Annotated in this window: 12 protein-coding genes; 2 read left to right on the top strand and 10 right to left on the bottom strand. The window is 43.3% G+C overall.

From position 1 onward, the window contains the following. Positions 1–40: 40 nt before the first annotated feature. The 6 genes from ABZD21_RS12950 to ABZD21_RS12975 form a co-directional block, all read right to left on the bottom strand. Positions 41–2,140 carry a prolyl oligopeptidase family protein gene (locus ABZD21_RS12950; RefSeq protein WP_372775449.1) on the bottom strand — a complete coding sequence of 700 codons (2,100 nt, stop codon included), beginning with the start codon at positions 2,138–2,140 and terminating at the stop codon, positions 41–43. 63 nt (positions 2,141–2,203) lie between these two features. Continuing rightward, positions 2,204–2,689: a hypothetical protein gene (locus ABZD21_RS12955; protein WP_372775451.1), complete on the bottom strand. Its 486-nt coding sequence runs from the start codon at positions 2,687–2,689 to the stop codon at positions 2,204–2,206. A 97-nt stretch (positions 2,690–2,786) separates the two neighbouring features. Further along, positions 2,787–5,051 (bottom strand): polyribonucleotide nucleotidyltransferase, encoded by a 2,265-nt coding sequence (pnp, locus tag ABZD21_RS12960; RefSeq protein WP_372775452.1) that lies wholly within the window; start codon positions 5,049–5,051, stop codon positions 2,787–2,789. 105 nt (positions 5,052–5,156) lie between these two features. Then, positions 5,157–5,426 carry a 30S ribosomal protein S15 gene (gene rpsO, locus ABZD21_RS12965; RefSeq protein ID WP_372775453.1) on the bottom strand — a complete coding sequence of 90 codons (270 nt, stop codon included), beginning with the start codon at positions 5,424–5,426 and terminating at the stop codon, positions 5,157–5,159. Positions 5,427–5,596: 170 nt separating this feature from the next. Further along, a complete protein-coding gene (locus ABZD21_RS12970; RefSeq protein WP_372775454.1) occupies positions 5,597–6,619 on the bottom strand; it encodes a TrkA family potassium uptake protein in 1,023 nt (340 codons plus the stop codon). Beyond that, the gene (locus ABZD21_RS12975) at positions 6,612–7,913 is read right to left on the bottom strand and encodes a DUF2851 family protein (protein WP_372775455.1); all 1,302 of its coding nucleotides are present in this window, start codon (positions 7,911–7,913) and stop codon (positions 6,612–6,614) included. The genes ABZD21_RS12970 and ABZD21_RS12975 overlap by 8 nt, the downstream gene beginning before the upstream one ends. A 365-nt stretch (positions 7,914–8,278) precedes the next feature. Between ABZD21_RS12975 and ABZD21_RS12980 the strand changes: the two genes are divergently transcribed. Further along, positions 8,279–8,806, top strand: a complete 528-nt coding sequence (locus ABZD21_RS12980; protein WP_372775456.1) for a DedA family protein — start codon at positions 8,279–8,281, stop codon at positions 8,804–8,806. 108 nt (positions 8,807–8,914) lie between these two features. Here ABZD21_RS12980 and pyrF read toward each other — a convergent pair whose 3' ends face one another. From pyrF to ABZD21_RS13000, 4 genes are all read right to left on the bottom strand, one after another. After that, complete coding sequence (gene pyrF / locus ABZD21_RS12985; RefSeq protein WP_372775457.1) at positions 8,915–9,748, bottom strand: orotidine-5'-phosphate decarboxylase; 834 nt, start codon at positions 9,746–9,748, stop codon at positions 8,915–8,917. 60 nt (positions 9,749–9,808) lie between these two features. Further along, entirely contained in the window at positions 9,809–10,894 is a 1,086-nt protein-coding gene (gene prfA, locus ABZD21_RS12990) for a peptide chain release factor 1 (protein ID WP_372775458.1), read from the bottom strand. Positions 10,895–10,999: 105 nt separating this feature from the next. Beyond that, complete coding sequence (locus ABZD21_RS12995; protein ID WP_372775459.1) at positions 11,000–12,166, bottom strand: AIR synthase related protein; 1,167 nt, start codon at positions 12,164–12,166, stop codon at positions 11,000–11,002. A 106-nt stretch (positions 12,167–12,272) separates the two neighbouring features. Then, the gene (locus ABZD21_RS13000; protein ID WP_372775460.1) at positions 12,273–13,439 is read right to left on the bottom strand and encodes a helix-turn-helix domain-containing protein; all 1,167 of its coding nucleotides are present in this window, start codon (positions 13,437–13,439) and stop codon (positions 12,273–12,275) included. A gap of 122 nt (positions 13,440–13,561) precedes the next feature. Between ABZD21_RS13000 and ABZD21_RS13005 the strand changes: the two genes are divergently transcribed. Continuing rightward, positions 13,562–14,554 (top strand): hypothetical protein, encoded by a 993-nt coding sequence (locus tag ABZD21_RS13005; RefSeq protein WP_372775461.1) that lies wholly within the window; start codon positions 13,562–13,564, stop codon positions 14,552–14,554. Positions 14,555–14,586: the final 32 nt, after the last annotated feature.

A 14,586-nucleotide genomic window follows, 5' to 3' on the forward strand; every position in this document is an offset into this window, starting at 1 on the left:
ACAAACTACACTATAAAAATTCGCTTTTCGAAGTCTCTACCTACATTTTTAATCCCAAATGGTAAAATGTGAATGCCCAAATATCGGTATATTCTTCAATCACTTTTGCGGTTGGCTTGCCGGCTCCGTGTCCTGCTTTTGTATCAATCCGGATTAATGCAGGCAAATTGCCAGCATTGTTCTCTTGCAAACGTGCTGCGTATTTAAACGAATGAGCCGGCACAACCCGGTCATCGTGATCGGCTGTCGATACAAGCACTGCCGGGTATTGTTGTCCGGACTTCAAATTGTGATAGGGAGAATAATCATATAAATACCTGAACATTTCTTCATTGTCGTCACTCCGTCCGTAATCGCTGGCCCACGCCCAGCCGATTGTAAAATTCTGATATCGGAGCATATCCATTACCCCAACGGCAGGCAACGCAACTTGAAATAAATCAGGGCGCTGGTTGATAACCGCTCCAACTAACAAGCCACCGTTTGAACCACCCTGCAAGGCTAACTTTTCCGGCTTAGTATAATTACGGTCGATTAAATACTGAGCAGCGGCAATACAATCGTCGAAGACGTTTTGCTTTTGCAATTTTGTCCCGGCCTTGTGCCAGTCCTCGCCATACTCGCCACCACCCCGAAGGTTTGCAACCGCCAATACCCCGCCATTTTCGAGGAAAACCATCCTTGTTGATGAAAAAGAAGGAGTTAGGCTTATATTGAATCCACCATACCCATAGAGCAGCGTCGGATTGTTTCCATCCAGCTGAATATCTTCACGATGAACAATGAACATAGGCACGTTTGTGCCGTCTTTCGAAGTAAAGAACTCTTGTTTTACCACAAAATCGTCCGGATTGAAGTCGACTGTCGGTCGGAAATACAACTTCATCTCCCGCTTCCCGAAGTCGTATTGATAGATTTCTCCCGGGGTATTGAACGAAGTGTAACTAAAAAACGACTCTGTATCGTCCTTCTTTCCGGTGAAACCGCCAACCGAACCCAGCCCGGGCAACTCCAATTCGTAGTCAAAAGTTCCATCAACAGCGTAAACCTCGATCACATTGTGAGCGTCTTTCATATACTTTGCAACCAGCTTGCCACCATTAAATGATACTGATTCGAGTACATTTCCCTTTTCTGCGATAATTTCTGTCCAATGCTCTTCGCCCGGATGCTGTGTATCAATTTTTATCAACCGATACTTTGGCGCCTTGTAATTGGTCAGAACAAACAAACCATTCCCGACATTATCAACCACATTGAAATCGAACTCATAAGTATCCACGAGGGTTACAAAATCAGAATCAGATGCTGTCAAATCTTTTATCGCGAGCGCATTTCCACTTGTTCCCTCGCTTGATGAAAGAACCAGAAAACGCTTATCTTCAGTGAGCCCGGCTCCCCACATACGTTTGGCATGTTCGCGATCTTCCTTAATAAGGATATCTTCCGACTGCGGAGTGCCAATTTTATGATAGAAGACTTTCTGATATTCATTCGACTTGGACAACTCACTGCCCTGCTCGGGCGCATCGTAGGCGCTATAAAAAATCCCGCCATCGTACCACGAAAGACCGGAGAATTTCACCCATGTCAAGTGATCGTCCAATAGCTGACCTGTTTCAATGTCCTTCACAAAAATCTCGTTCCAGTCGGAACCGCTGCGCGAAATAGAATAAACCAGGTATTTCGCGTCTTCAGAAATAGTTATTCCAGCTAAAGCAATGGTTCCATCGTCAGACAATGAATTCGGATCGAGCAATACCGTCGCTTCGCCATCCAATGACTCCGTCATGTACAGAACACTTTGATTCTGAAGACCATCATTTTTATAGAAAAAATATTTGCCAGCTTTCTTAAAAGGAGCTCCAAACCGTTCGTAGTTCATCAAATCAGTTAACTGCGCGCTAATTTTATCGCGATTTGGCAGCTGATTCAAGTATGCGAAGGTTACTTCATTCTGCACTTCAACCCATTCCGCTGTTTGGGCCGAGGTATCATTTTCGAGCCAACGATAGGGATCTTCTACGACTGTTCCGTAATATTCATCGGACACATCAACTTTGGCTGTTTGCGGATAGTTTAATTTTTCTGAACACGATACCATTATCGTCATAATAAGTAAATAGACTAATTGTTTCATCTGTAAAATAATCGAATTTGGAATGTTGTATATTATACAATCAGTAAGCCAAATCAGAATTCATTACAGAATCTTTTTTGTTGCACGGATTTTCCGATCCTTTTTACCCCCAACGATTTGCCCGGTTAACACACCAATCGCAAACGCCGGCGAATAGAATACAAACTTTTCAATATGGGGAAAAACAAGGGTTAGCAGAAACGCCAGTCCCATCAGGGAAACCGTCCAGTAAACCGACTGCATATAGGCATGATAATAAGGCGGAAAGTAGCCATGCGCTTTTCGCATGTGGTCGTTCATGCGCGATTGCAGCCGATCCAGTTCACGACGCTCTTTGCCGGGTTGCTGAACAGCCTTTGCAACTGTTGACTTATGCTGATCCATCTGTGACCGGAACGAGTAACACTCGCGGCACTTCTCAGCCTGGGAATCCACCCGTTCCGCATTTCGAAAATACTCTTCGATTCGGAAAAAACGCAAATCGCGTTCGTTCGTGCCTTGTAACTGTTCAACCAAAGTTTTCTCGAAATCGGGATACCAATTCTCCATGATATACTGCTTTAATAAACTGATTTACCGTCAAAAATAGCTCAAAAAAAAAGATGCCCCAAAAGCAGGCATCTTTTCTATCTGTGGTTTTCTTGTATTAGTCTCTGTCTCTTTGAGGACGACGGTCGCCACGGTCTCCACCGCGATTGTCACGACGGTCACCACCACGATTGTCACGACGATCTCCGTCGCGACGAGGTGGACGTTCGCGTTCCGGACGTTCGACATAACCTTCCGGTTTTGGAAGAAGGACTTTGCGGGAGAGTTTCAGCTTATTGTCGCGATCAATATCAAGCAGTTTCACTTCAACTTCCTCGCCTACAGTCAACACGTCTTCAACATTTTGAACCCGTTCCCAGGCAATTTCCGACACGTGAAGCAGACCTTCTTTTCCTGGCATAATCTCAACGAAAGCACCAAAAGTCGTGATCGATTTGATTTTACCTTTATAGATTTCGCCTTTTTCAGGCAATGCGATAATGCGTTTGATCCGATCTCTGGCAGCATCCAACGCTTCTTTATTCAGACCTGAAATTTCAACATAGCCAAAGTCATCGCGTTCTTCGATAACAATCGTTGTTTTCGTTTCTTCCTGTAATTTCTGAATATTTTTACCGCCTGGGCCAATGATTGGTCCAATCATATCTTTAGGAATCTGGATTGTTTCAACACGTGGTACATTTGGTTTGTACTCCGCACGAGGCTCAGGAATTACTTCCAGGATTTTTCCCAGAATGTGTTCACGACCTTCTTTAGCTTGCATCAACGCTTTAGTCAACACTTCGAAAGAAAGACCATCAACTTTAATATCCATCTGAGTAGCAGTAATCCCTTTCTCGGTTCCGGTTACTTTGAAGTCCATATCACCCAGGTGATCTTCATCGCCCAAAATGTCGGAAAGTACCGCGAATTTGTCAGAATTTTTATCGGAAATCAATCCCATCGCAATACCAGAAACCGGACGTTTCATTTTCATACCGGCATCCATCATACACATGGTTCCGGCACAAACTGTTGCCATTGACGATGATCCGTTTGATTCGAGAATATCAGAAACAACACGAACAACATATGGAAAATCAGCAGGAATCATGCGTTTCAGAGCACGGAAAGCCAAGTTACCATGACCAATTTCGCGACGACCTAACCCACGAGGTGTTTTAGCATCGCCAACACAGAATGGAGGGAAGTTGTAATGCAACAGGAAGTTTTCAGTTCCCTGGAATGTTACATTATCAATTTTCTTGATATCCATTTTGGTTCCTAAGGTAATTGAAGAAAGCGACTGCGTTTCGCCACGTGTAAAGATGGCAGAACCGTGTGCTCCAGGCAAATAGTTAACTTCGCCCCAAATTGGACGAATCTCATCTGTTCTACGTCCATCCAAACGAATTCCTTCGTCCAGGATCATGCGGCGCATTGCTTCACCTTCAACTTTGTGGTAGTAGCGACGAATTAATTTCTCGTCTACCGACAGATCAACCTCTTCGTTTCCTTCATTTGCTGCTTTGTACGCCTCAACGTAATCGTCAACAATCTTCGCAAATGAGTCAATTCTCAATTGCTTATCTTTGATTTGCTGTTTGGCAATCTCGTAACAAGCTGGCAGCAAATCGGCTTCAACTTTTGCTTTCAGCTCTGCATTGTTTACTTCGTGACAATATTCACGTTTCACAACACCAACTTCGGCAGCCAATTCTTCTTGTACTTTACAATGAACTTTAATTGCAGTGTGTGCTACTTCAATGGCTTTAAGCATGTCTTCTTCAGACACTTCGTCCATTTCACCTTCAACCATCATAATGTTATCGAAGGAAGCACCAACCATAATATCAATATCCGCTTCAGAAAGCTGAGCGGCACTTGGGTTAACGATATATTCGCCATTAACACGACCAACGCGTACTTCTGAAATTGGAGTTTCGAAAGGCACATCGGAAACGGCAATAGCAGCAGAGGCTGCCAACCCGGCCAACGAATCGGCCATTACATTTTCGTCGTACGAAATTAAGCTGATCATCACCGCTGTTTCGGCGTGATAGTCAGCTGGGAATAACGGACGAAGCGCACGGTCGACCAAACGGGCAACCAAAATTTCTTCGTCTGAAGGACGAGCTTCACGTTTCAGGAAACCACCCGGGAAACGACCAGCTGCAGAAAACTTCTCACGATAGTCAACTGATACTGGCATAAAATCAACATCTTCTTTCGCATCTTTGGCAGACACCACAGTTGCCAATAACATGGTGTCACCCATTCTGACAACAACTGCTCCATCGGCCTGCTTTGCCAAACGTCCGGTTTCAATCGTAATATTCCGTCCGTCGCCGATGTCAATCGTCTTAATAATTGCTTGATTCATAAAAATTTGAACTAAAATTTAACAATACAAATTGTTTCTTGTGGTGGTGGGGATATCAAAAATAATAAAAGGCAATAGAAATATTGCCTTTTATTATGAAAAATCTTATCGACGTAAGCCAAGCTCTTTAACAATCGCACGATATCTTTCGATATCTTTTTTAGCCAAATAGTCAAGCAAACTACGACGTTTACCTACCAGGCTAACCAATGCACGTTGTGTACTGAAGTCTTTTTTGTTCTTTTTCAGGTGCTCAGTTAAGTGAGAGATACGAAATGAGAACATAGCAATCTGACCTTCGGTTGAACCGGTGTCAGTTGTGCCTTTTCCAAACTTTTCAAAAAACTCTGCTTTCTTTTCAGAAGTCAAATACATAATTTCTTATTTATTTTGTGATACAATGTTTAAACCGCAGCATCGCTCTCAATAACAACGGCTTAAAATTAATTCGCTAAAAAGCTGCGCAAAAGTAATTAAATTATTTGGAAAACAAGAGACGCAATGTCTTTTATTTGACTGATATTCTTTTGATAAGCCTTTAAAAACTAACCTCGTTCCAACAAACTCCGAAAGCTATTGATCTGACTGGGCGACCCTAAAACAAAAAGTTGATCGCCACGACTGAGTGTCAATTCAGGTGATGGATTGAACACATATTTGGCCCCGCTTATTTTTATTCCCACCAAATTAATACCGGAGCTATCCTTACTTTTCAGATCTTCGATAGGCCGGTTCACAAAACAGTCGGCCATATTGGTACAGCTAACTTCCTCCAAACTCACATCTTTGCTATGCTGTAAAAGAATGTACTCAAAAAATTCGACCACATCAGGCTGCGTAACCAGTTTCGCCATTCGCTGACCACCAATCCGCTCAGGCATAATAACATTGGTTACTCCGGCCCGCTGGAGCTTCGATACGGATTCAGTCTCCGATGCGCGACTCACAATCTTTAAACTCGGATTCATACTGCGTGCTGTGAGTGCTACAAACACATTATCAGAATCGCTCGGGGTTGTCGCAATTAAGGCCCGGGCATAGTCTACACCAGCGTGCTTCAATACGTCTTCATGAGTTGCATCTCCCCGAATATAAAGCAGGTTCACATCCTCGCGAATTCGATTGATAACATTGTCCCGCTTGTCGATGACCACAAAATCAATTCCGCAATCTCTCAATTCCATAGCCACCTGTTCGCCGTTACGACCATAACCAATAATGATGACATGGTTCCTTAGTTTCTGAATTTTCTGATCCACCCGATATGTTTTTAAGTAGTTAACTAGTTCGCCATCGAATACAAAGCGAGCCAAATTCGATCCAACATAGGCCAAGCTTCCCAGGCTCGTAATAATCAATCCCGAAGTAAACATTTTGCCAACTCCACTCAACGGATGTACTTCGCTGAAGCCGACGGTAGAAATGGTAATGATCGTCATAAAAAATGCATCGATCAACGAATAATGCTCGATGAACATGTAGCCAGTGGTGCCAACACTAAGCATGGAAACCAACAGCAATACGCCAACCCTTAAGGTTCTGTTTGAAACATCCTGAAATTTATTCATCTACTGGCTCATGCTTTTCGTGACTATTCCGATTGATCAACTTCATTCCCACGGGACAATTTAAGCATTTTTTGGAATTGCAATACGAATTCTTTAGTTGGATGAGCGCCTGGCTGTCGAATGCGGAACGCGCCCCAACACCCAACTGTTCCCAATTTGTGAGGATTGAATTCTTTTCGGCCGGAATTTGCTCCATAAAAGTCAGAGCCTGATCTTTCAGTTTTTGCTTCTGATGGTATTCGCCGTACACAAATAAAAAAGGTACGAGAGTATTAATTACCAGACTGAAAAAAGAGGTGTCGCCCAAATGCTTCAATTTCTCCTTCGATGCCCGGTTAAATTTATAGTGTGTCTGCCAATAGGCCGATGTTTCAACCTGAAACAACTCTCGGATCCCGGCTAACTTTTCAATTTCGATGAGATGCGAAAACAGGGCTGACGACTGATGAATGAGCATGGCGAACTGCGCAATCCGAACCGTCGGAAAATTTACCGGACGCAAGCGAAGAAACTTCCACAAATGACCTTCAATGGGCTTCAGCTTATACTTTTTGTATAAGAATGAAAATTCTTTCCGAAGAGCAAGGAAATAGTCGTCGCCTACTAATTCCTCATTTAACAATCCGGCTGCGCCAAAGAGCAGCGCCTCCAACTGGAACAGATCGTTTTTATGCTTCGCTAATACAGAAAGTGGAAGTGCTTTAGCCAGCATTTCAAATGGAAGCGAATTGGTTTTGAAGCCAAAATTACGCGCCAAAAACTGGTAAAACGTTTCATTCCAATCATTTTTATTTTGCTCCAACCGGCTTCTTATTTCCTGGGTTTTCTGCTCCAGTCGTTCAACCATTAAAGCATGATACCAAATTTGCAACGTAATCGGAGGCACACGATGAATTGATTTCGCGCATGGAATCCATGCGTTCGACTTCAACAAATGACTGTAATTTTGTTCCAACTCCTCGGGGTAAGGCAGCTCCACGCAGGTCACTCTTTTACCTTTCGAATTTGTAATCTCCAGGTCGTTTTCCTTTACAACATGCAGAATGACATTGTCATACGCGGCATCGAGCTCGTGCTTATGCCGCAGCCAATCCGACGATCGTTGATGAATCTCCACATTGCCAGCCCAGATTGTTTCACCTATCCGGATTCGGGCATTGAAAAAATCCGGCCCGGCATCGGGATTCTCGTTCCCCGGCATTAAAACGTGGATAGTGTCACCTTCAGTAGTCGTCAGAGAATCAGCATAAAACAGCCGATGTTTCCATAGAAAATGGAGGAAGAATTCGTTCATTGGTTTTGATTTGGCTATGGATATCAATTTAGAAAATTATCCATTGAAAACCAAGCATGCAGCTCCTTCAACTGAATGCCAAAGTATTTGGCCGGGCTTAAGTCGGACCATCATTTTTTTTGATCCCAAAGCGATTTGAACAGATTGAATTTATGGTCATTCATTCCAGCTCATTATCGCCAAACCAGATCTTCCCAACCGCGAAAGAGAACAGTATTCTTCGGGGCTCAAAAAAAAGGCCGAGAAGGAGCAAATCAACCTCGTTAAACCGCCTCGTTTTTTAACTTACCCTAGAAAATTAACTTACGCCATCTGGAAATTTGCCGGAAACCAGTTAACTTTAAAAACACACTAATCGAATTCAGTTGAGTATCGGCAAAGCAAAAATCAAACGAATCATCATTCTCTGCTTGCTTGCAGCGATTGCGATCATTATTGCCTCGACCACCATCGGAAGAGAAATTTATGGGGCAACGAAAGAAAGTTTACTTTCCTTTGCCATTGTCAATTTTTCGGGGTACTTATTCTTTCTGCTCATGCCCGTTGAGCTGGCTTTCATTTACTACCTGCACTCTCATTTAAACATCCTAATGCTCAACCTGGTGGCGCTGAGCACGGCAATTGGAGCACAACTAATTGATTACTACATCGGTCACTCACTAAGCGAGAGCTTTATCGATAAATTAGTTGGACGTCATCGGTACGAAAAAGCGGAAGACGAAATTCGAAAATACGGCAACATCGCCATCTTTTTATTCAACTTGCTCCCACTTTCGTCTCCTATGATTCTGTTAGCTGCCGGAATGCTAAAACATCCGTTGCGACAAGCAGTTTTATACAGCGGGTTAGGACTTCTGGCAAAGTATTTACTGCTAACAGCACTTTTCTACTAAACAAAAAGCCCGAAGTTTACGAAAAACTCCGGGCCTGATTATGATTGATTATAAACATTGTAGGGTCAACGACCATTCAAAACAATCCTAAAGAACGATATTCTGCGACTAAAGAAGTTCTGCCTCCAACAACAACTCCTCCATATCAACTTGCACATTCATTGCTTCCTGACGGGCTCTTTCAGCAAAATCTTCGTCGTTTGAGGCATAAATAATGGCACGTGATGAATTCACCAACAAACCACATTGGTCATTCATTCCGTATTTGGCAACCTCTTCAAGGCTACCACCCTGAGCACCAACTCCGGGAACCAACAAGAAATGATCGGGCACAATGGCACGAATTTCTTCAAGCTTTTCAGCCTTGGTTGCTCCAACAACATACATCATATTATCAGTTGTTCCCCAGGTTTGCGATGTTTTCAAAACCGCTTCAAACAAGTGGTCTCCGGTAGTTTCATCTTTCATAAATTGAAAATCGAAAGCACCTTTATTCGATGTCAAAGCCAACAAAATCACCCAACGATCCAGGTAAGTCATAAATGGCTTTACAGAATCTTCGCCCATATACGGAGCAACAGTCACGGCATCAAAATCCATCCGATCGAAAAACGCACGGGCATACAGGTTTGATGTATTCCCAATATCGCCCCGTTTAGCATCGGCTATAATGAACTGTTCGGGATATCTCTCGCGAATATAGCTCACTGTTTTTTCCAGAGCTGTCCAACCAATAACGCCCAGGCTTTCGTAGAATGCCAGGTTTGGCTTATAGGCAACACATAAATCGTGCGTGGCATCAATAATTTCTTTATTGAAGGCGAAAATCGGATCTGAAGTATCTTTCAGATGAGCCGGAATTTTCAAAATATCAGTATCTAAACCAATACACAAAAAGCTGCGTTTGGCTTTGATTTGTTCGAAAAGTTGTTCTTTATTCATTGTAATATGGTGGTTACAAGTGAGGCGTTGACCTGAAAGTCTGGCCTTCACTAAATCGATTTAAATTTCTGCTTCTTTCAATCTTTCTGCATTCTCTTCCACCTGCAGCTTCTCAATAATCTCATCAATATCACCATTGATGATTGCCTGAAGATTATACAGAGTCAGGTTAATACGGTGATCAGTCACCCGTCCTTGCGGCCAGTTGTAGGTTCGGATTTTAGCTGAACGGTCGCCGGTAGAAACCATTGTTTTTCGTTTTGAAGCGATTTCATCCAGATATTTCTGGTGCTCCATGTTGTAGATCCTTGAACGGAGTTCGACCATCGCTTTATCGAGGTTTTTCAACTTCGACTTTTGATCCTGACATTGCACTACAATTCCGGTTGGAATGTGTGTTAAACGAATGGCTGAGTAAGTTGTATTCACCGACTGCCCACCGGGACCCGATGAACAGAATTCATCGCGGCGAATATCTTCGTTGCGCAATTCAATGTCGAACTCTTCCGCTTCGGGCAATACGGCTACCGAGGCAGCCGATGTGTGCACACGCCCCTGCGTTTCGGTTTGCGGAACCCGTTGTACACGGTGTACTCCCGATTCGTATTTCATAATTCCGTAAACACCTTCGCCCGAAACAGTTGCAACAATCTCTTTGAAACCTCCCGAAGTACCTTCGTTTACCGTGGTAACTTCGAGGCGCCAGCCCTTTCTCTCGCAATACTTGGAGTACATACGGAACAGGTCGCCTGCAAAAATACTGGCTTCGTCGCCCCCGGTACCCGCTCGGATTTCGAGAATGGCATTTTTACCATCTTCGGGATCAGCCGGCACAAGCAGCATTTTTATTTCTTTTTCTTTTTCCGGAATCAACTCTTCGCTTTGCTCAATTTCCTCTTTGGCCATTTCGCGAATATCCGGATCGTTTTCCTCGGCCAGCATTTGCTTACCCGATTCAATATTATCGATGATATTCTTATATTCTTTAAATGCCTGAACCAGTGACTCCAGACGACGATATTCCTGGTTGAGTTTCACATAACGCTTCATATCGCTCATCACCGCAGGGTCGGTAATCTGCTGTCCAACTTCATCGAAGCGGTGTTGGATGCTTTCGTATTTTTCAAATAATGAATAATCTGCCATATTTTGTGTTCCTATTTACAAGTTAATAAATCCAAATTCGCTGCGTAGTTTTCCGAAACACGATCCTTTGCTGAAAGGAATTCCGGAACGGGCCTGCAAGCGCAGCTAGTACTCAAACGTTCCAAACTCGGATTTAATGGTCAGTTTTTTACCCTGACAAGCATCAACTCGACCGACAACTTGCGCATCAATATTGAATGATTTTGAAATGGCAACAATCGTTTCAGCCAACTCCGGCTTCACATAAATCTCCATCCGGTGGCCCATGTTGAAAACTTTGTACATTTCGGGCCATTCGGTTTTCGATTCTTCCTGAATCAGTTTAAAAAGCGGTGGAACCGGGAACATATTGTCTTTAATGATGTGTACATCATCAACAAAATGCAGCACTTTGGTTTGTGCTCCTCCCGAACAGTGAATCATTCCGTGAATATCGGACCGGTGCTGGTCGAGCATTTTCTTAATTACAGGCGCGTAAGTACGAGTTGGTGAAAGCACCAGTTTCCCGGCATCAATATCCAATCCGTCAATTGCATCCGTCAATTTCTTCGATCCGGAATAAACCAGGTCAGCCGGAACTTCAGCATCGAAACTCTCGGGGAATTTTTGCGCCAGGTAGTTGGCAAATACATCGTGACGGGCAGAAGTTAGTCCATTACTTCCCATTCCTCCGTTATATTCTTTCTCGTAGGTCGCTTGTCCGAAAGACGCCAAACCAACAATCACATCACCAGCCTGAATATTATCGGCCGAAATAACTTCCGAACGTTTCATCCGGCAAGTCACAGTCGAGTCAACAATGATGGTACGCACCAGATCGCCCACATCGGCTGTTTCGCCGCCGGTTGGATAAACGCCAACGCCCATTTCCTGCAACTCGCGACACAGTTCGTCGGTTCCGTTAATAATTGCGGCAATTACATCTCCGGGAATCCGGTTTTTATTCCGCCCAATGGTCGACGACAACAGAATGTTATCCACTGCGCCAACACACAGAAGGTCGTCAATATTCATTATCAGGGCATCCTGAGCAATCCCTTTCCACACCGAAATATCTCCGGTTTCTTTCCAATACATGTAGGCTAGCGACGATTTTGTTCCTGCACCATCGGCATGCATAATATTGCAATATTCGGGATCGCCACCTAACACGTCGGGAATTATTTTACAAAACGCTTTGGGAAACAATCCTTTATCGATGTTTTTGATGGCATTATGCACATCCTCTTTCGAAGCCGAAACGCCCCTTGCCTTATACCTGCTATCGCTCATAAAATTGGATTCTGATTTCGGGGGGCAAAGTTAATATTTTTAGAGGAATATGCAGAAAGCGAATACTGCTTCGTTTAAAACATTCAGGAATAACTCTAATTCCCTGTTAAATTGGGTGGTTCGATCTAAGCGATTTCCGAAAAGAACCCGGACCAACACCCATTGCTTTCCTAAACGCACGATTAAATGAACTCAGAGATCCAAAACCCGATTTTTCCGCCACCTGCGCAATCGACAACGTTTCATCTTTGTCTGCAGCAAGCAGTTCCCCGGCGTACCGAACCCGATAGCTGTTAATAAAATCACTAAAACTGAGCCCAAATTCTTCATTGATCAGGCGGGAAAGATAGGTTCGATTTGTAATCATCCTTTTACACAACTCGGTAATTCGAATTTCCGAATTCAGGTAAAGTTTTTCCTCTTCCAGCAGTTTTATCAAGCTATCCTTTAGGTCTTTTTTTGCAGATTCGGGAATTGAACCACCAACAACCTGCAAATCAAAGCCCTGCTCTTCCATCATCTGAATCGTTTGATCCTGCTTATTGCCCAATAGGCCAATAACAAAAAACAAGATACTGAATGAGACAGAGGGAACAGACAGATATAAATCGCTTTCCAGAAAATACCCTCGCCCCAGCATATTCGCAACAGTACTCAGCAGCGAAGTTATTAGAAAAGAAATGGTCAGCACTTGCACCCAAATCAGTTTTCGGCCTTCCAGATTGGAATAAAAATTCGACACTCGTCCTTCGTATTGACTTACCAATTGATACCCAAGAAAAAGGTAAACAAATACCTGAGTACCGAAAACAAAGCGTCCAAAAAAGAAAACCAGAGCCAACAGCTTCGCCAACTCCGGTCCTCCATCCGGCCAACGGTTACCAATCAAAACCGAATTATAATAGACTTGGGCCACTTCGTCAGTCGCGATAACTCTTAACAACAACAAAAGGGCAGACAAAATAACTGCCGGGACAAGATGCAGCCAATACGATTTACGAGGAGAGACGTCGCAAGTGAGCAAGCGTACATAAAAGTAATACATCGGATAAACTGAAAGGCCACAAAACATATAGAGACTATCCATCTGAATATACAGATCGTTGTGCCCCAAGAAAAAAGCGGCATGACAACTATAAAGCAGAGCAACCATCAACATAAACAGCCCAAGCCAAAAGCGAGCCTTGTTCTTCCAAAAGCTATTTGATAGAAAAACGATAGCCCAGAAAACAGTGACATTTAAAGGCGTAGCAATGATTAAGTATCGCAGCATTCCATTCAAAATTGACGATATGACAAAAACAAATATACGAAATGAATCAAATTTTTGACTTTTTGCTCGTTTTGATTGACCGCAAATGCCTTATTTTTAATTCAGAACCAAAAACTAACACGATGAAAAAAAATTTATTTATTCTGCTAATACTCGTGACTATCTCTAGTTTTGCACAGCCACGTTTTATTGTTCAAAATGGGACTACAACTGTTTTCTCTAACATTAATGATGCGATTACGAATGCAACTGCCGGCGACACACTCTATTTGCCCGGTGGAGGTTTTGCCATCACAAACACTACAATCGACAAGACACTGCATTGGGTCGGTGTTGGCCACTATCCCGACTCAACCGCAGCAACCGGACAAACTCGAATTACCAGCGGTCTCAGTTTTACCGGCAACTGCGACAACTCAAGTTTCGAAGGAATCGAATTTGTCAGCTCCCTGACTTTTGGCAGCAATACGGATGAGGCTGAAAACATACTAATTAAACGATGCCGGGTTAGGGGTGAACTCAGGCTGCGAACCGTAAACACTGGGAATCCGGATCTGAACGATCAAATTTCCGAATGTGTTCTCACTGTGGTGCACGGCAACAATGCGGCAAACTGTCTGATCGAGAAATGCATAATTAACCGGCCAATCGTAAGCTTCTATCAATCTCTCTTCAGATACAATTCGCTAAACATCTATGATTACTACAATCGATCATTGCAATACATTGACGGATGCCAGTTCCATGATAATATTTTCGCCTATAGCACCGGACATTTCTCTGTAACAAGTTGTGATTTTAAAGACAACCTGTATTCAACCGGATTACCATTTGACCCGACAACCAGCACCAATACAGCCTCCGGAAATATGATCAACATTGGGAACGAGAATGTTTACACGGAGATTACCGGTAATTTCTACGACTTTAAATACGACGACAACTACCACCAGCAAGGAGGAGGGACCGACACACTAGGAATTTATGGTGCCCCCATCCCGTACAAAGAAGGTTCAGTTCCGTTTTATCCACACGTCAGAATCGTTAGTGTCGATGACTCGGCAACCGAAGGGCAGCTAGGCGTAAAAATCACTGTTGCCGCACAGGATCATTAATCATTTGGAGTTAACTATAAATGATAATCCGA

Origin of the sequence: Mangrovibacterium sp. (assembly GCF_041596335.1) — a bacterium.
Lineage (GTDB): Bacteria > Bacteroidota > Bacteroidia > Bacteroidales > Prolixibacteraceae > Mangrovibacterium.

Coding starts and splice junctions, on each gene's coding strand:
- ABZD21_RS12950 (WP_372775449.1), bottom strand. CDS start 2,140: ATGAAACAATTAGTCTATTTACTTATTATGACGATAATGGTATCGTGT.
- ABZD21_RS12955 (WP_372775451.1), bottom strand. CDS start 2,689: ATGGAGAATTGGTATCCCGATTTCGAGAAAACTTTGGTTGAACAGTTA.
- pnp (WP_372775452.1), bottom strand. CDS start 5,051: ATGAATCAAGCAATTATTAAGACGATTGACATCGGCGACGGACGGAAT.
- rpsO (WP_372775453.1), bottom strand. CDS start 5,426: ATGTATTTGACTTCTGAAAAGAAAGCAGAGTTTTTTGAAAAGTTTGGA.
- ABZD21_RS12970 (WP_372775454.1), bottom strand. CDS start 6,619: ATGAATAAATTTCAGGATGTTTCAAACAGAACCTTAAGGGTTGGCGTA.
- ABZD21_RS12975 (WP_372775455.1), bottom strand. CDS start 7,913: ATGAACGAATTCTTCCTCCATTTTCTATGGAAACATCGGCTGTTTTAT.
- pyrF (WP_372775457.1), bottom strand. CDS start 9,748: ATGAATAAAGAACAACTTTTCGAACAAATCAAAGCCAAACGCAGCTTT.
- prfA (WP_372775458.1), bottom strand. CDS start 10,894: ATGGCAGATTATTCATTATTTGAAAAATACGAAAGCATCCAACACCGC.
- ABZD21_RS12995 (WP_372775459.1), bottom strand. CDS start 12,166: ATGAGCGATAGCAGGTATAAGGCAAGGGGCGTTTCGGCTTCGAAAGAG.
- ABZD21_RS13000 (WP_372775460.1), bottom strand. CDS start 13,439: ATGCTGCGATACTTAATCATTGCTACGCCTTTAAATGTCACTGTTTTC.
- ABZD21_RS13005 (WP_372775461.1), top strand. CDS start 13,562: ATGAAAAAAAATTTATTTATTCTGCTAATACTCGTGACTATCTCTAGT.